Below are 16,689 nucleotides of genomic sequence, written 5' to 3'. Positions count from 1 at the left end.
CCCTTCGGGGTGCTGCCACTAGCTCCTTGAAGGATCAACGCCGTGGCTGATGAACTCGAACTCCTGCGCAGCGCCAACCCGTTCACCAGCGAGGGGGTCCCCTACGGTGACGGGCCGCTCGATCATCAGGCGGAGCGGGGGCTCAACCTGCTGTTGCGTGAACGGCGTTCACGGCGTCGGCGCATGGTGTGGAGCCTCGCTGCCAGTGCTGCCGTCACCGCGACCGTGCTCGCCCTCGTGCTGGGCGGGCCGAGCGGTACGCCGGCGGTGGCGGCTCCGCGGCCGTTGGTGGTGCAGGCGCACTCCACGCCCGTATCCCTGAAGCAGCTCGCCGCACTCGCGGCGGCGGTGGCGGCCGACGGAACTCCCGCTCTGCGCAGGGGAACCCATGTGCAGTCGTGGAGTCTCGGCATGTCCGACGACAAGCCGCCGGTGACCGTTCCCGAGGAGCGCATCGTGCGGTGGAACGCGGACGACAGCCACACGGAGCGCCTTGTCGCGGACGGGCATGTCCTCAAGGAGACGACGTATCCGCCGAGTTGGAGCGATGTCCCGCCCGATGCCCGGCCGCCGCACGACGTGGCCGGACTGCGGGCGTACCTCCAGGAGACGGCGTACAGCAAGACCCCGCTGACCACCCCCGAACTCCTCGGTGCCGTGGGGGAGTTGCTGGACCACTGGACGCTCGGGGCGCGTGAGTCGGCCGCGTTGGCGCGGCTGCTCGCGGGGGTCGACGGCCTGCGGCCGGTGGGGGAGGTGACCGACCGGCTCGGGCGGAGCGGGCAGGCTTACGTCTACCGGCGCTCGGGCAGCCGGCTGATGCTGATCATGGACCCGGCCACCGGCGCCGTCCTCGGAATGGAGAGCACCTTCACGAAGGACCAGCCCGAGTACGGCGTCAAGGCCGGGGACGTCATGGAGTACAGCGCGTGGACGCGCTGATCACACCCCGAGCTGCCGGGCCGCGGCGGTCACCGTCTGCTCCAGCAGCGTGGCGATCGTCATCGGGCCGACACCGCCCGGCACGGGCGTGATCAGCGAGGCGCGCTCGACGGCGGAGTCGAAGTCGACGTCACCGACGTTGCCCGCGTTGTAACCGGCGTCGATCACGACCGCGCCCGGCTTGATGTCCTCGCCGCGGATCAGCCGGGGGCGTCCCACCGCCGCGACCACGATGTCGGCCTCGCGGACCACCTCGGACAGGTCCCGGGTGCGCGAGTGGCAGTAGGTGACCGTCGCGTCACGGGCCAGGAGCAGCATGCCCGCCGGCTTGCCGAGGATCGCGCTGCGGCCCACGACGACGGCACGCTTGCCGGACGGGTCGACGCCGTACTCGTCCAGCAGCCGCATGATGCCGCCGGGCGTACAGGACACGAAGCCCGGCAGGCCGAAGCTCATCGTCGCGAACGACGCGAAGGTGACGCCGTCCACGTCCTTCTCCGCCGCGATCGCCTCGAACGCGGCCCGCTCGTCGATGTGTTCACCCATCGGATGCTGGAGCAGGATGCCGTGCACGGCCGGGTCGGAGGAGAGTCCGTCGAGCGTGGCGACCAGCTCGGCGGTGGTCGTGGTGGCGGGCAGTTCCACGTGCCGGGACTCGATACCGGCCTTGCGGCTGCGGTTCTGCTTCATCCGGACGTAGGTGACCGAGGCCGGGTCCGCACCGACCAGGACCGTCGCGAGACAGGGCGCGGTACCGGTGCGCTCCGTGATGTCGGCGGCCTTCTTCGCGGTGTCCTCGACGATGCGCCGGGCGAGCGCGCTGCCGTCCATGAGCCGTGCCTGAGACATGATCCACTCCTGAGCTGGTTGACCAATCGCCCAGGCGCACGGCATCGACTCCGCGTGGGCCGCTCCACGGTGGTGCTCCACCTCAGCGCCAGTCACGACCCACGAACAGCCTAACCGACCGTCCTACGACAGCCCCGGCGCGCTCACCGATGCCGGAACCCCCGAGTCCGGGCGGCGGGCGGTGCCGGGAGCGAGCGAGAGCGTGCCGCCCGCAGCGCCGAACCCAGCAGCGTGGCGGACGCGCGCAGGCCCGCCGCCGAGACCGGGGTCCGCCGTCGAGCGGCAGCGGCGCGCGCGGGTGCCGTCGTCGCCGAGAAGGTCCAGGTCACGCGCGTGCTGATCCGGACCCTCGGCACCATCCGCGCTATCCGTCCCATGCCTGGATCATGGTCTGCCGGGTGATCTTGCCGTCGTTCAGCAGAAGCATCGACTCGGCCAGGACCCGCGCCCCGTCCGGGTACTGACACGACTCGCTGTAGGCGGCCCGGTCCCCGTCCACGACGCACTCCTCCAGCTTGTGCGTCATGTCCCGGCTGTAGACGTCGGCGAGCATCGCGCCGATCTCGTCCCGGCCGTGCAGGACCTTGGGGTGGCTGGGCTGGGCCAGGTGGTCGACGACGTGGATCTCGGCGTCGTCCGCGTACAGCGACAGCAGTGTCGCCGCGGTGTGATCCTCGATGCCCCGGCGCAGGGCGTCAGTGTCGAAGCCGGGGTGTGCAGCGGTGCCCATGGTGACCTCCTCAGAGGGCTGCGGCCCGAACAGGGGCGAGCCGCGAAGGGCCTCTCCTACGAGACTCCTCCGTCGCGCCGGGCTCGGCAAACCGGGCGGCACGCTCCGCCTCACGGGTGAGCGGTGCCCGGTACCCGTGACCGCGCGGGGACCGGCCGCGTTGCTGAGGGCATGATCTCAACACGACGTATTGCCGCCGCCGTTGGTCTCGCGGTCGGGGTCACCGGCCTCGTCGCGCCGATGGCGAACGCTGCCGACGCGCCCGCCTTCAAGGACGGCAAGGTCAGCCCGGTCGCCCTCCTGGACTCGCTCGCGGTGAGTGAGATCCCCGCCGAGCACCGTGCGGAGGTCCCGCGGATCGCCGGCCAGCTACAGGGGCTGAACCACCTGAACGATCTCCAGCAGCTGCACCAGGTCACCGACATGACCGCGCCGGTGACGGGACTCCTCCCCAGCATCGAGCCGTGAGCCCGCGGTACTGATCCCGCGGAGCAGGTGGACCCAGAGGGCCGTCCGGAACCGGGCGGCCCTCAGCCGTTCCCCGGGATCAGCCCGTCGTCGCCAGGAACTGCGTCGCCGCCAGCTCCGCGTAGAGCGGGTCGGCGGTCACCAGCTCCCGGTGCGTGCTCACCGCGCGGACCCGGCCCGCGTCCATGACCACGATCCGGTCGGCCATCGTCACCGTGGACAGCCGGTGCGCGACGACCAGGACCGTCGTCGTACGGGCCACGTCGGCGACGGTGTCCCGCAGGGCCGCCTCGTTCACCGCGTCCAGCTGCGAGGTCGCCTCGTCGAGGAGCAGCAGCCGGGGCCGGCGCAGCAACGCCCGTGCGATGGCGACGCGTTGGCGTTCGCCGCCCGAGAGCCGGGTGCCGCGGTGGCCGACCAGGGTGTCGGCGCCCTGGGGGAGCCGGGCGACCAGGCCGTCGAGGCGGGTCGTGCGCAGGACGCGGGTGACGGAGTCGTCGTCGGCGTCCGGGTTGCCCAGCAGCAGGTTGTCGCGCAGGGAGCCCGACAGGACCGGGGCGTCCTGCTCCACATACCCGATGGCGGACCGGAGCCGGGGCAGATCCCAGTCCGCGAGGTTCCGGCCGTCGAGGGTGATGGCGCCGGACTCGGGGTCGTAGAAGCGCTCGATGAGGGAGAACACGGTGGTCTTGCCCGCGCCGGACGGGCCGACGAACGCCGTCATGCCCTGGGCCGGTACGTCGAAGGTCACCCCGTGGTGGACGTAGGGCAGGTCGTCGGCGTAGCGGAAGCGGACGTCGTCGAAGGTGAGGGCGGCGGGTGCGGCGCCGGGGGAGGGCAACTCGGCCTGCGGGGACGGGGGTTCGGCGGGGAGTCGCAGTGCCTCCTGGATGCGGGAGAGGGCCGCGGCGCCCGTCTGGTACTGGGTGATGGCGCCGACGACCTGCTGGATCGGCTGCATCAGGTAGAAGACGTAGAGGAGGAAGGCGACCAGCGTGCCGATGTCGATCGCGTCCGTCGCCACCCGCGCCCCGCCCACCGCTAGCACGGTGATGAACGCGACCTGCATCGACAGGCCCGCCGTATTGCCCGCCGCCGCGGTCCACTTGGCGGCCCGCACGCTCTGCCGCCACGACTCCTCGGCCGCCGCGTGCAGCGTGCGCTCCTCGCGGTCCTCGGCGCCGGACGCCTTCACCGTGCGCAGCGCGCCCAGGATGCGTTCCAGGGAGGCGCCCATCACGCCGACCGCGTCCTGCGCCTGCCGGCTGGCCCGGTTGATGCGTGGCACGATCAGGCTGAGCACGGTGCCCGCACCCGCGATCACGGCGAGGGTGACACCGAGCAGCACGGGGTCAACCACGCCCATCATGACGACAGTCGCGATCAGCGTGAGCCCGCCGGTGCCGAGGCCGACCAGCGAGTCCGTGGTGACCTCGCGCAGCAGCGTGGTGTCCGAGGTGATGCGTGCCATCAGATCGCCGGGCTCGCTGCGGTCCACGGCGGGAATCCTCAGGCGCAGCAGATACGACGACAGGGCGCGCCGCGCACCGAGCACCACCGACTCGGCGGTGCGCCGCAGCACATACGAACCCAGCGCGCCCAGCGCCGCGTTGGCGACCACCAGCGCCGACATCGCGAGCAGCGCCCCGGTGATGGCGCGGTCGTGCGACAGGTCGTCGATGAGGCCGCGCGCCACCAGGGGCAGCAGCAGACCGGCACCCCCGGTGACCAGCGAGAGCAGCGCGCCCGCCAACAGGGCCCAGCGGTGCGGTCGTACGTAGTCGAGGAGCAGTCGCCAGGTCGGCGGGCCGCTCCGAGTCCCTGCGACGCTCACGGCACTCCTCGGGGATCGGTCGGAGCATTCAGGCTACGTCGGCCACCGCCCGCGCCGTCGACCAATGCTGCGGCCTACCCGGCGACGGCGGGCCCTCGGTCGTGCCCTTACCGATCAGTCACGCGTAGGGTCGGAGGCAGGCACAACGGTCGACGAAAGGGTTCAGGACCATGGCGCAGGAAGTACGCGGCGTGATCGCACCGGGCAAGGACGAACCGGTCCGGGTCGAGACGATCGTCGTACCCGATCCCGGACCCGGCGAGGCCGTGGTGAAGGTACAGGCCTGCGGGGTCTGTCATACCGACCTGCACTACAAACAGGGCGGCATCAGCGACGACTTCCCCTTCCTGCTCGGCCACGAGGCCTCCGGAATCGTGGAGTCGGTCGGCGAGGGCGTCACCGACGTGGCCCCCGGCGACTTCGTGATTCTCAACTGGCGTGCCGTGTGCGGTAATTGCCGGGCCTGCCTGCGTGGCCGCCCCTGGTACTGCTTCAACACGCACAACGCGAAGCAGAAGATGACCCTCGCCTCGACCGGCCAGGAACTCTCCCCGGCCCTCGGTATCGGTGCCTTCGCCGAGAAGACGCTGGTCGCTGCCGGGCAGTGCACCAAGGTCGATCCGGCTGTCTCTCCGGCTGTCGCGGGGTTGTTGGGCTGTGGGGTGATGGCGGGTATCGGTGCGGCGATCAACACCGGGAATGTCGGGCGGGGTGACAGTGTGGCGGTCATCGGGTGTGGTGGGGTGGGTGACGCGGCGATCGCGGGGTCCCGGCTCGCGGGTGCGGCGCGGATCATCGCTGTGGACATCGATGACCGGAAGCTGGAGAAGGCCCGGTCCATGGGGGCCACGCACACGGTCAACTCGAAGGCGGACGATCCGGTCGAGGCGATCCGCGAGTTGACCGGTGGGTTCGGTGCCGATGTCGTCATCGAGGCGGTCGGCCGCCCGGAGACGTACAAGCAGGCCTTCTATGCGCGGGACCTGGCGGGGACGGTGGTGCTCGTCGGGGTGCCGACGCCGGAGATGAAGCTCGAACTCCCGTTGCTGGACGTCTTCGGGCGGGGTGGTTCGCTGAAGTCGTCGTGGTACGGCGACTGTCTGCCCTCCCGCGACTTCCCCATGCTCATCGACCTGCACCAGCAAGGGCGCCTGGACCTGGCCGCGTTCGTCACGGAGACGATCCAACTCGACGAGGTGGAGAAGGCGTTCGAGCGGATGCACGGCGGCGACGTGCTGCGTTCGGTGGTGGTGCTGTGATGGCCGCTCGCATCGAACACCTCGTCACCTCAGGGCAGTTCAGCCTCGACGGCGGCACCTGGGACGTCGACAACAACGTCTGGATCGTGGGCGACGACCACGAGGTCGTCGTCATCGACGCGGCCCATGACGCCGACGCCATTCTCGCGGCGATCGGCGACCGCAGGCTGACCGCCATCGTCTGCACCCACGCCCACAACGACCACATCGACGCGGCGCCCGCACTCGCCGACCGCACCGGCGCCACGATCTGGCTGCACCCGGACGACCTGCCGCTGTGGAAGCAGACCCACCCCGACCGTGACCCCGACGCCCATCTCGCCGACGGCCAGGTGATCGAGGCCGCGGGCGCCGACCTGAAGGTCCTGCACACCCCCGGTCACGCGCCCGGCGCGGTGTGCCTGTACGACCCCGGGCTCGGCACGGTCTTCACCGGCGACACCCTCTTCCACGGTGGCCCGGGAGCCACCGGACGGTCGTACTCCCACTTCCCGACGATCATCGACTCGATCCGCGAGCGGCTGCTGACCCTGCCGCCGGAGACGAAGGTGCTCACCGGGCACGGCGACTCGACGACCGTCGGCGCGGAGGCCGGTCACCTGGACGAGTGGATCGCGCGGGGTCACTGAGACACCGGCGAATACCCGACAGAAGATGTCCGGCTTCCCGTGCACGATCGGCATCACACAGGTCGAACGAGCACGGGAGGTCGGACATGCCGGGTCCACTGGAGGGCAAGGTCGCGCTGGTCGCGGGGGCGACGCGCGGAGCCGGGCGCGGGATCGCCGTGGAACTGGGCGCGGCCGGCGCCACCGTCTACGTGAGCGGTCGCAGCACCCGCGCGCAGCGCTCCGAGTACGACCGGCCCGAGACCGTCGAGGACACCGCCGATCTCGTGACCGCGGCCGGCGGCCAGGGCGTCGCCGTCCCCACCGACCACCTGGACCCGGCGGCCGTACGCGCCCTCGTCGACCGCATCGACGACGAACAGGGCCGCCTCGACATCCTCGTCAACGACATCTGGGGCGGCGAGCACCTCTTCGCCTGGGACACCCCCGTCTGGGAACACGACCTCGACAAGGGCCTGCGCCTCCTCAGACTGGCGGTGGAGACGCACGCCGTCACCAGCCACCACGCGCTGCCCCTGCTGCTGCGCGGGCCCGGCGGCCTGGTCGTCGAGATGACCGACGGGACCGCGGAGTACAACCGCGACACCTACCGTGTCTCCTTCTTCTACGACATCGCCAAGTCCTCCGTCCTGCGCATGGCCTTCGCCCTCGGCCATGAACTCGGCCCGCGCGGCGCCACCGCCGTCGCGCTCACCCCGGGCTGGATGCGCTCCGAGATCATGCTCGACCAGTTCGGCGTGCGCGAGGAGAACTGGCGCGACGCCCTGACCGAGGTCCCGCACTTCGCCATCTCGGAGACCCCGCGCTACGTCGGCCGCGCCGTCACCGCCCTCGCCGCAGACCCCCAACTAGTCCGCTGGAACGGCCAGTCGCTCTCCAGCGGCGGACTTGCCGGGGTGTACGGCTTCACCGACCTCGACGGCAGCCGCCCGGACGCGTGGCGGTACCTGGTGGAGGTGCAGGACGCGGGGAAACCGGCGGACGTGACCGGCTACCGCTGACGTGCGAGGAGGTCAGATCTGGGTCACCGGCCAGCGCCCCGAGTGGCCCGGCGGGAGCGCCAGATCGTCCCGCACGGCCGCGTAGTAGCCCTCGCGCCGGGCACGCTGACGCTCCATCAACTCCCGCCAGGCGTCTGGGTCATGAGTCTCCGCGCGCATGAACCGCTCCATCGCCATCACCGCGCCGACCCATGCCCGGGCCTTGTCCACCACCTCCGTGCTTCCCAGCAGGAGCAGCGCCTCACCGGGCGGGTCCCGGTCGACGGTCGCCTCGGCCAGCAGCGGTTCCGCCTCGGCCGGGGAGAGCGGGTGCGGATGCGGGTCGTTGCCGAAATGGGAGGCGACCCGGTATGTCAGGGTCACCGACTTCTTCAGCGACCGGGCGTACTCGGCGTACACCTCAAGCCGCCGCTCCTCCCAACGGGCGTCCCGCTCACGGCGGAACCTCGCCTGATCGCCCCGCACGATCGCGACGTACGAACCGAGCGCACCGATCACGACACCGATCAGCGCGGGGAGTTGCTGCATGAACGCGTTCATGTCCGCACGGTATCTGCCGAGTTGATCGTTCCGGCAGTACGTTCGGGTGCATGACTGACACAACGCGCTTCGAGGGGTACGGAGTTCTCGTCACCGGTGCGGCCCGCGGCATCGGCGCCGCCGTCTCCCGGCGGCTCGGGGCGGAGGGCGCGCGGGTCCTGGTGACCGACGTCGATCTGCCCGAGGCGGAGAAGACGGCGGCTGGGCTGCGTGAACTCGGGCTCGCCACCGAGGCGTTCGGCTGTGACGTGGCGAGTCAGGAGTCGGTGGAGCGGGCGGTCGCGCGGGCCGTCGAGTCCTTCGGGGCACTGGACGTCCTGGTCAACAGCGCCGCACACTGCACGCCCGACCATCCGCTCTTCGAGGACGAACCGGACGACGAGTGGGCCGCCGACCTCGACATCACGCTGACGGGTCCGCACCGCTGCTGCCGGGCCGCGCTACCGCACCTGGTCGCCTCGGGACGCGGGGCGGTCGTCAACATCGGTTCCGTGAACGGCAGTCAGGACTTCGGCAATCACGCCTACAGCGCGGCCAAGGCCGGACTCGCCTCGCTGACCCGCACCCTCGCCGGGCACGCCGGCCCACGGGGTGTGCGGGTGAACCTGGTGATGCCGGGCACGGTACGGACCTCCGCGTGGGAGGGCCGGGACGCCGAACTCGACGCGGTCAGCGGTCTGTTCCCGCTCGGCCGGGTCGGCGAGCCCGAGGACATCGCCGCCGCCGTCGCCTTCCTCGCCTCACGGGACGCGTCCTGGATCACCGGCACGACCCTCGCCGTCGACGGCGGGCTCACCGCGGTCAACTCCGGTTTCCACCAGTCCCTTTCGGAGCGCCGGGCCGAGAGGCAGTGAGGCGAGCGCCGCCAGCACCCGGTCCGTATCGGCCTCGTCCGTACGCCAGTTGCTGAACGCGGCACGCAACGCCGGTGTCCCGTCGTGGACCGTCGGCGTCAGGAACGCCTCGCCGGTGGCCGCGACCGCTTCGGCGACGGCGGCCACCCGCTCCTGCGTGGGGTCCTGGGCAAGTGTGAAGCAGACGACGTTCAGCCGGACCGGCGCCGACAGCCGCAGGCCCGGGAGTGCGGCGATGCCCTCGCCGAGCCGGTGGGCGAGGGCCACGTTGCGCTCGACGATCTCGCGGTGCCCGGCGCGGCCGTAGGCCATGAGGGAGAACCAGGCGGGGAGGGCGCGCAGGCGCCGGGAGTTCTCGGGCGTGAGGTGGAGGAAGTCCGGGTCGCCGGTCGGCAGGCCCAGGTACGGGGACGCGTTGTGGAACACCCTGGTCTGGAGGTCGCGGCGGCGGGTGAACTGGACGGCCGCGTCATAGGGCACGTTGAGCCACTTGTGGAGGTCGACGCAGACCGAGTCGGCCGCGTCGAGCCCGTCGACGAGGTGGGCGTACGCGGGGGAGAGCGCGGCGAAGCCGCCGAACGCGGCGTCCACGTGCAGCCAGAAGTCGTACCGTTCCTTGAGGGCGGCGATCGCCCTCAGGTCGTCGAAGTCGACGGTGTTCACGGTGCCCGCGTTCGCGACGACGATCACCGGGCGGCCCTCCGACTCGGCCAGGGCCGCCTCCAGTCGGTCCACGTCGACGGCCTCGCGGTTCCCGGCGAGGACAGGCACGTGACGCAGCCGGTCGCGGCCGATGCCCAGGACGGAGAGTGCCTTGGCGACGCTGGAGTGCGGGCTGCCGGAGAGCACGTCGACCGGGCCGAGCGCGGCGGCACCGTCCCGCGACACGTCGACGCCCAGGCGCTCGCCCAGCCACTCGCGGGCGACGGCGAGGCCCACCGTGTTGGACACCGTCGCGCCGGTCACGAAGGCGCCCGCATGCGCCGTACCGAGGCCGAACAGCTCGCGCAGCCAGTCGACCGTCTCCCGCTCCAGAGCCGCCGCCCAGGACCCGGCGGCCCCGGACACGTTCTGGTCGTACGCACTGGTCAGCCAGTCCCCGGTGACCGACGCGGGGGTCGCGCCGCCGGTCACGAAGCCGAGGTAGCGCGGGCCCGCCGAGCCCGAGAGGCCGGGCGCCCACCGTTGTGCGAACCGGGTGAGCGCCGCCTCGCCCCCGGCGCCCTCGGCCGGCAGCGGTTCCCGCTCGGGCGCGCGCTCCAGCCGGACGACCGGCCGTTCGGCGACCCCGGCCAGTTCGCGGGCGGCGAGGTCACGGGCGGACTGGAGGAGGTCGGGGAGCCGGGCGAGGTCGTCGGCGAGAGTGCGGTGCATGGTCGGCAGCGTAGGCGCAGGCGGCGGGCCGGGTATCGGGCCACTTCGGCGGAACTGGACTGAAGGAGGGCGACGCTGTCAGTCGTCGTGGCGGGAGCGGTGCGGGAGGTGTCCCTGGCGCAGCCGGAGCCAGGTGTCCCGAGCCCGGCGGCCCGCACGGGTGCGGCTGTGCGCCACCATCTCCCGCGCCTCCCGCTCGGACGCGGCCATCGCCGACGAACCCCGCAGCGGCTTGCGCGCGGTCTCCCGCAGGAACAGGGCGGCGATCACCCCGATCACGCCGGTGACCATGAGGTAGTAGGCGGGGACGAGTTCGTTGCCCGTGACGTCGACCAGCGCGGAGGCGATCAGCGGGGTCGTGCCGCCGAACAGGGAGACCGAGAAGTTGTAGGCCAGGGACAGGCCGCCGTAGCGCAGATGGGTGGGGAAGAGCGCGGGGAGGGTCGCGGCGCTCGTCCCGGCGAAGCAGACCAGGAACAGGCCGAGGATGGCGCAGCCGATCGCGGGGAGCACGATGCCGCCCTGGCGGATGAGCTGGAAGACGGGGATCGAGAGGACCACCATGGCGCCGCCGCCCCACAGGAACAGCGGCCTGCGGCCGTAGCGGTCCGAGGAGCGGCCCACGGCGGTGATGGTCAGGACGACGAGCACCATCGTGCCCAGCACCAGGAGCTGTGCGGTGAGTTCGGGCTCGCCGAGGGTGGAGCTCATATAGGTCGGGAGGTAGGAGGTCACCATGTAGTTGGTGACGTTGTAGAGCAGGACCAGACCGACGCAGACCAGCATGGCCTGCCAGTGGTCGGTGAAGAGTTCCTTGAAGCGGCCCTTGCCGGACATCCGGGCCTCCTCGCCCCGCTTCTCCTCGACCTCCCGGAACGCGGGTGTCTCCTCCAGCCTGAGCCGCATGTAGAGGCCGATCAGCCCGAGCGGTCCCGCGACGTAGAAGGGGATGCGCCAGCCCCAGTGGACCATCTGGTCCTCGGACAGGGCCGCGGTCAGCACGGTGACCAGGCCGGAGCCGAGGGAGTAGCCGATGAAGGTGCCGAAGTCGAGCCAGCTGCCGAGGAAGCCGCGCATCCGGTCCGGCGAGTACTCCGCGATGTAGGTGGTGGCACCGGCGTACTCGCCGCCCGTCGAGAAGCCCTGCACCAGCCGGCAGAGCAGGAGCAGCAGCGGGGCGGCCAGGCCGATCGAGTCGTAGCCCGGCAGGAAGCCCACCGCGAAGGTGCTGACGGCCATCATGATCATGGTGACGGCGAGGACCTTCTGACGTCCCACCCGGTCGCCGAGGGGCCCGAAGACGAGCCCGCCGAGCGGCCGGACCAGGAAGGCCGCCGCGAACGTCGCGAACGTCGAGATGACCTGGGAACCCGGTGAGCTGGACGGGAAGAAGACCTTGCCGAGGGTCGAGGCGACGTAGGCGTAGACGCCGAAGTCGAACCACTCCATGGTGTTGCCGAGCGCCGCCGCCGACACCGCGCGCCGTACCGCGGGCCGGTCGGCCACCTTCACGTCGTGCGCGCTGAGGGACTTCTTGCGCCGTCGCAGCAGCGTGCGCACCATCCGTTCGGTGCGCGCGTTCCCCGAACCGAGTCCGCGTCGTGGATCGCCCTGGCGCCCGGCATCCCGCCTGTGTGACCTCATGTGCACCTGTGCGTGTCGTCGGGGTTCCGCTTCGCGCGCCGTGCGATCCGCGGAGTGCTGTTTGATGACGCCTAACCGGTGCGGACCACCCGGAAACCCACCGTCCGCTTACCGAGGCGGTCTTCCGCCGGGACGGCCGAGCGGCGGAGAATGTCACCGTTTCGTCGCGGTCCGGCCCGGCCCACAACCTCGCGGCCCGTGCGCCGGGTCTAGGTGGCAGAGATCGCAGTACCGGCTGAGGGGGAGGGTCCGACATGAGGGACATACGCAGACGAGGAGCCATAGCGCTCGGTGTCACCGGGCTGGTGGCACCGCTCACGCTCGCGCTGGGCACCGCTCCGGCGCAGGCGGCGTCGAGCTGTACGACGCAGAAGGGGCCGTACCAGAAGCAGGTCGAGAAGTTCCTCGGCCGGCCGGTCGACGGAAAGCAGTCCGCCGCCGACTGCAAGGCCATCAAGGCCTTCCAGACCAAGCACGGCATCACGCCGAACATCGGCTACGCGGGTTCCGTCACCTGGGGCGTGATGGACCTCATGAACAAGCAGAAGGCCGTGGGCACCAAGCCCAACGCGGCCGGCAAGTGCCCGACCAACAAGGGCCGCATCGCCTGCGTCAACCTCACGCTCCAGATCAGCTGGATCCAGGACGGCAGCCGCCTGGTCTACGGCCCGGTCCCCGTGCGCACCGGCCGCAACGGCTACGAGACCCGCACCGGTCTGAAGAAGATCTACTGGCGGGACATCGACCACGTCTCGAACATCTACGACGTCTCGATGCCCTACAGCCAGTTCTTCGACGGCGGCCAGGCCTTCCACTCCGTCAACCTCAGCATGTGGAACCCGCCGGGCTCGCACGGCTGCGTCAACATGACCCCGGCCACCGCCAAGAAGTACTGGTCGCTGCTGAAGAACGGCGACGACGTCTTCGTGTACGGCCGCAAGCCGGGCACCTGACGGACGGTCACCCGGCTTGCGCACCATCGCCGTTACGCGGGCGCGTCCCCGAAGTCCGGGATCTCCAGCCTCGCTCCGCCCTGCCGCGCCGAGTCGTGCGCGATGATGCCCGGCAGGGTGTAGCGGGCCGCGACCCACGCGTTCACGGACGGCAGGGTGCGGGAGTTGACCGCGGTCACGAAGTCGTCCGCCAGGAAGTGGTGGCTGCCCTCGTGGCCGTTGTGCAGGTTGTCGAACTCCCGCGGCAGCCGCGACCGGTCGTGCACCGGCGCCGAGCCCGAGGTGAAGGCGGCCCGGAGGTCCGGCGCGATGTGCTGAAGTGACGGATCGTCAGGAGACATGGTGGGCTTGGGCTCCAGCAGCTCGCTGATGTCCTGCACCCCCTTCTTGTCCTGCCAGAACGCCACCGTCGCGAGCTGCTCCATGCTCGCGTCCGTGCCGAAGAACCGGAAACGCGACTCCCGGATCTGCGAGGGATAGCCCACCCGCCGGAACTCGTTCGTACGGAACGAACCGCCGCCCGCCACCTCGAACAGCGCGGTCGCGTTCGAGAAGTCGTTGCCGAACTGGCTGACGTCCTTGTCGAAGACCCCGTCCCCGCGCTCGTCGACCACGCCGATCGCGGACACGCTCACCGCGTGCGTCTGCCACGCGCCGAGCACCCCGCCCACCGAGTGCGTCGGGTACAGCAGGGGCGGATAGCTGGCGGTGGCCTTCCAGTTGTCGCCGCCGCTGTACTGGTACGCCTCGTAGAACCCCAGATCCATGTCGTGGACGTAGTCGCCCTCGGCGTAGAAGATCCGCCCGAAGGCGCCCTCCGCGATCTGGTTGCGGGCGTGCACGGTCGCCGGGTTGTACTGGCTGGTCTCGCCCATCATGTACGTCAGCCCGGTGGCCCGGACCGCGTCGATGATCGCCGCGATCTCCTCCGTGCTGATCGCCATGGGCACCGCGGAGTACACGTGCTTGCCGGCGGCGAGTCCCTGGAGGACCAGGGGGCCGTGGGTCCAGCGCTGGGTGAAGATCGCGACGGCGTCGACGGCCTTCGACTCCAGCATCGCCTCGTACGAGGGGAAGGTGCCCGCCAGCCCTTGTTCGGCGGCGAGTTGCTCCGCGCGCTCCGGCAGGAGGTCGGTCACATGGACCTCGCTCACACCGGGATGGGCCTGGAACAGTCGGGCGAACTGACCGGAGAACTGGCCTGCTCCGACGATGCCGAGGGAGAACGTCATAGGTGCGTGTCCTTCTCTGACGGGGGTGTGACGGACCGAGCGGTCGCCGACCGGAGGGTCACTGACCGAGGATGAAGTTGATCTGCTTGTTGGTCTTGCCCAGGCCGCTGACGGGTGCGTCATTGGCGTAGACGTCCTGCATGGCGGGGTGCATCAACGCGTACACGTCCGCCGCGTAGTTGGTGATCGGATAGGAGAAGGTGACGAAGTCCTTCTTGTCGGCCACCGGCCTGGTGAACGCGGTGACGTCGATGCCCTTCTTCTTGTAGGCGGCGACGGCGGTGTCGGTGCCGTCCGGGGTCGCGGGAAACACGATTCCGTAGCTGCCGACCGTTTTCTGGCAGTCGTCGGAGGAGAGATACTCGACCCATTTCTCCGCGCCCGGTTTGTTGTGCGCCTTCTTGGTGATGGAGTCGGCGAGACCGTTCATCATGGTCGCCCGCTGACCGCTCGGACCGGCCGGTGTGAAGGCCGTGCCGACCTTGATGCCCTTGGCCCCGGCGTAGGTGGAGATCATCCACGCCCCGTCGAAGGAGGTGGCCGCCTTGCCCGCCGCGACCTGCGCGTTGGCCGGGTTGGCGCCGTCGCTGTAGTCCGTGTACGGCGCGAGATAGCCCTTCTTCGCCAGCCCGAAGTACCACTTGACCACGGACTGGAAGGTCTTGCTGTCGTACTGGTACGCGGTGCCCCAGCGCTTCTTGTCCGTGTAGTTCCAGCCGGCCGAGCCGGTGAACGGGCTCCAGGTCGTCTGGCCGTCGGCGTCGCCCGCGCCACCGCTGGCGAGGCCGTAGGTCTTGACATGGTTCTTGTCGAAGCCCGGTTCGTCGCCGCGCCTGCCGTTGCGGTCGACGGTGAGATGGGCGATGGCCTTCTCGAAGGTGCCGCCGTCGGCCGGGTTCCAGGACAGGGTGTTGAGCTGGTCCGCGGTGAGACCGGCCGACGTGACCATCTTCTGGTTGTAGAAGAGGGCGACCGTGTCCCAGTCCTTCGGGGCGCCGTAGCGATGGCCGTCCTGGCCCACCCAGTTGGCGGCCAGTCCCGGCTGGTAGTTCGCCGCGTCGATGCCGAGGTCGTCGAGCGGCTGGAGCACCTTCAGATCGGCGAACTGGCCGAACTTCTGGATGTGGTCGGTGAACACGTCCGGCTGGGTGCCCGCGATGAAGCTCGCGGTCAGCTTGGTCCAGTAGTCGCCCCAGCCCAACTGCGTGATCTTCACCTTGAGTCCGGGGTTCTCCTGCTCGAAGCCCTTCGCGCAGGCCTGGTAGGCGGGGAGCTGGTTGGAGTCCCACAGCCAGTACGTCACCGTGCCGGACTCCGACCCCACGGAGTCGCCGCCCGCGCAGCCCGCCGTCAGGGACAGTGCGAGTGCCCCGGCCAGTGCCGCGACCGTACGAATACGCATGCCCGTCCCCTTACTTGATTCCGGTGAAGCTGATGGAACTCACGATGCGGCGCGCGAACACGCCGAACAGCACGAGCATCGGGAGCGCGGCGATCAGGGTCGCCGCCATCAGGCCCGACCAGTCGTAGCCGGTCTGCGGGGTCTGCGACCGGAAGATGGCCAGGGCCACCGACAGCACACGGGAGCTGTCGCTGTAGGACACCATCAGGGGCCAGAAGTAGTCGTTCCAGGACGTGATGTACGTCAGCACACCCAGGGTCAGGACCGGCGTCGAGGCCATCGGCAGCAGGACCCGGAAGAAGACGCGGACCTTGCCCGCGCCGTCGAGCAGCGCGGCCTCCTCGACCTCGCGCGGGATGTTCATGAAGAACTGCCTGAGGAAGAACACCGCGAAGGGCGTCATGAACATCGTCGGCAGCGCGATCCCCAACAAGGTGTCCACGAGCCCGAGTTGCTTGATGAGGACGAAGTTCGGCAGCAGGGTGAAGATGGCCGGCACCATCAGCCCGGCGAGGAACAGCCCGAACACGCGGTCCCGGCCGCGCCAGCGGAGCCGGGCGAAGGCGTAGGCGGCCATCGCGGAGAAGAACACCTGGCAGACGGTGATCAGGGTCGAGACGATCACCGAGTTGAGCAGATAGCGCCAGAAGGTGAGCCCGCCGCCCGAACCGCCTTGCGCGATCGCCTCCTTGGTGGACTGGAGGCCGAGGGCGCGGGCGAAACCGCCGGTGGTGAAGTCGACCGGCAGCGGGTTTGAGGGGTGGGCGGCGAGACCGGTGTTGGTGGAGAGGGCGGTGCGCAGGATCCAGTAGAAGGGCAGCAGAGTGATCAGCATGATCGCGGCCATCACGATCCAGGCGACGACCTTGCCGGCCGAGAGCGGTCGCCGGGACGGTCGTACGGTCTGCCGCTCGGTCGTCGTGGGGGTGTTGGGCACGTTGGGGGTGGTGGTCAGGGTGGCCATGTCGACTCCTTCCC

The 16,689-nt window shown here is 70.4% G+C and carries 16 protein-coding genes and 1 riboswitch; of the genes, 7 read left to right on the top strand and 9 right to left on the bottom strand.

The window, feature by feature from the left end; all coding sequences use genetic code 11:
• Window positions 1–42 precede the first annotated feature (42 nt).
• Entirely contained in the window at window positions 43–942 is a 900-nt protein-coding gene (locus ACIRB1_RS00790) for a CU044_5270 family protein (protein ID WP_403464023.1), read from the top strand.
• Here ACIRB1_RS00790 and ACIRB1_RS00785 read toward each other — a convergent pair whose 3' ends face one another.
• Window positions 943–1,791 (bottom strand): bifunctional 5,10-methylenetetrahydrofolate dehydrogenase/5,10-methenyltetrahydrofolate cyclohydrolase, encoded by an 849-nt coding sequence (locus tag ACIRB1_RS00785; RefSeq protein ID WP_352178292.1) that lies wholly within the window; start codon window positions 1,789–1,791, stop codon window positions 943–945.
• Between the two features lie 21 nt (window positions 1,792–1,812).
• A riboswitch (ZMP/ZTP riboswitch) is annotated at window positions 1,813–1,897 on the bottom strand.
• A gap of 258 nt (window positions 1,898–2,155) precedes the next feature.
• A complete protein-coding gene (locus ACIRB1_RS00780) occupies window positions 2,156–2,521 on the bottom strand; it encodes a nuclear transport factor 2 family protein (RefSeq protein ID WP_403464022.1) in 366 nt (121 codons plus the stop codon).
• Between the two features lie 171 nt (window positions 2,522–2,692).
• Between ACIRB1_RS00780 and ACIRB1_RS00775 the strand changes: the two genes are divergently transcribed.
• The gene (locus tag ACIRB1_RS00775) at window positions 2,693–2,989 is read left to right on the top strand and encodes a hypothetical protein (protein WP_352178295.1); all 297 of its coding nucleotides are present in this window, start codon (window positions 2,693–2,695) and stop codon (window positions 2,987–2,989) included.
• Window positions 2,990–3,068: 79 nt separating this feature from the next.
• Here the strand turns inward: ACIRB1_RS00775 and ACIRB1_RS00770 are convergent, their stop codons facing one another.
• Window positions 3,069–4,823 carry an ABC transporter ATP-binding protein gene (locus ACIRB1_RS00770; protein ID WP_403464020.1) on the bottom strand — a complete coding sequence of 585 codons (1,755 nt, stop codon included), beginning with the start codon at window positions 4,821–4,823 and terminating at the stop codon, window positions 3,069–3,071.
• A gap of 170 nt (window positions 4,824–4,993) precedes the next feature.
• Between ACIRB1_RS00770 and ACIRB1_RS00765 the strand changes: the two genes are divergently transcribed.
• From ACIRB1_RS00765 to ACIRB1_RS00755, 3 genes are all read left to right on the top strand, one after another.
• Window positions 4,994–6,082: an S-(hydroxymethyl)mycothiol dehydrogenase gene (locus ACIRB1_RS00765; protein WP_403464019.1), complete on the top strand. Its 1,089-nt coding sequence runs from the start codon at window positions 4,994–4,996 to the stop codon at window positions 6,080–6,082.
• A complete protein-coding gene (locus tag ACIRB1_RS00760) occupies window positions 6,082–6,711 on the top strand; it encodes an MBL fold metallo-hydrolase (RefSeq protein WP_403464018.1) in 630 nt (209 codons plus the stop codon). The genes ACIRB1_RS00765 and ACIRB1_RS00760 overlap by 1 nt, the downstream gene beginning before the upstream one ends.
• Window positions 6,712–6,797: 86 nt before the next feature.
• Window positions 6,798–7,712, top strand: a complete 915-nt coding sequence (locus ACIRB1_RS00755; RefSeq protein WP_403464017.1) for an SDR family oxidoreductase — start codon at window positions 6,798–6,800, stop codon at window positions 7,710–7,712.
• 12 nt (window positions 7,713–7,724) lie between these two features.
• Here ACIRB1_RS00755 and ACIRB1_RS00750 read toward each other — a convergent pair whose 3' ends face one another.
• Window positions 7,725–8,252 carry a hypothetical protein gene (locus tag ACIRB1_RS00750; RefSeq protein ID WP_352178300.1) on the bottom strand — a complete coding sequence of 176 codons (528 nt, stop codon included), beginning with the start codon at window positions 8,250–8,252 and terminating at the stop codon, window positions 7,725–7,727.
• Between the two features lie 50 nt (window positions 8,253–8,302).
• Between ACIRB1_RS00750 and ACIRB1_RS00745 the strand changes: the two genes are divergently transcribed.
• Complete coding sequence (locus tag ACIRB1_RS00745; protein ID WP_403464016.1) at window positions 8,303–9,106, top strand: SDR family NAD(P)-dependent oxidoreductase; 804 nt, start codon at window positions 8,303–8,305, stop codon at window positions 9,104–9,106.
• Here ACIRB1_RS00745 and ACIRB1_RS00740 read toward each other — a convergent pair.
• Entirely contained in the window at window positions 8,993–10,480 is a 1,488-nt protein-coding gene (locus ACIRB1_RS00740; RefSeq protein WP_403464015.1) for a pyridoxal phosphate-dependent decarboxylase family protein, read from the bottom strand. The genes ACIRB1_RS00745 and ACIRB1_RS00740 overlap by 114 nt on opposite strands.
• Before the next feature lie 78 nt (window positions 10,481–10,558).
• Window positions 10,559–12,043, bottom strand: a complete 1,485-nt coding sequence (gene proP, locus ACIRB1_RS00735) for a glycine betaine/L-proline transporter ProP (protein WP_403464872.1) — start codon at window positions 12,041–12,043, stop codon at window positions 10,559–10,561.
• Window positions 12,044–12,378: 335 nt separating this feature from the next.
• On the opposite strand from proP, the gene ACIRB1_RS00730 reads away from it, so the two are divergent.
• A complete protein-coding gene (locus ACIRB1_RS00730) occupies window positions 12,379–13,077 on the top strand; it encodes a L,D-transpeptidase (protein WP_352178303.1) in 699 nt (232 codons plus the stop codon).
• A 32-nt stretch (window positions 13,078–13,109) separates the two neighbouring features.
• Here ACIRB1_RS00730 and ACIRB1_RS00725 read toward each other — a convergent pair whose 3' ends face one another.
• Genes ACIRB1_RS00725 through ACIRB1_RS00715 form a run of 3 tightly spaced genes read right to left on the bottom strand, consistent with a single transcriptional unit; the run spans window position 13,110 to window position 16,675 of the window.
• Window positions 13,110–14,309 carry a Gfo/Idh/MocA family protein gene (locus ACIRB1_RS00725; protein WP_403464013.1) on the bottom strand — a complete coding sequence of 400 codons (1,200 nt, stop codon included), beginning with the start codon at window positions 14,307–14,309 and terminating at the stop codon, window positions 13,110–13,112.
• Between the two features lie 58 nt (window positions 14,310–14,367).
• Window positions 14,368–15,711, bottom strand: coding sequence for an ABC transporter substrate-binding protein (locus ACIRB1_RS00720; protein ID WP_403464012.1), 1,344 nt, complete (start codon window positions 15,709–15,711; stop codon window positions 14,368–14,370).
• A gap of 10 nt (window positions 15,712–15,721) precedes the next feature.
• Window positions 15,722–16,675, bottom strand: a complete 954-nt coding sequence (locus ACIRB1_RS00715) for a carbohydrate ABC transporter permease (protein ID WP_352178306.1) — start codon at window positions 16,673–16,675, stop codon at window positions 15,722–15,724.
• Window positions 16,676–16,689 lie beyond the last annotated feature (14 nt).

The sequence above is a fragment of the Streptomyces sp. NPDC096013 genome (assembly GCF_044763565.1).
GTDB lineage: Bacteria > Actinomycetota > Actinomycetes > Streptomycetales > Streptomycetaceae > Streptomyces.
This window is presented reverse-complemented; position numbering and strand designations above follow the sequence as displayed.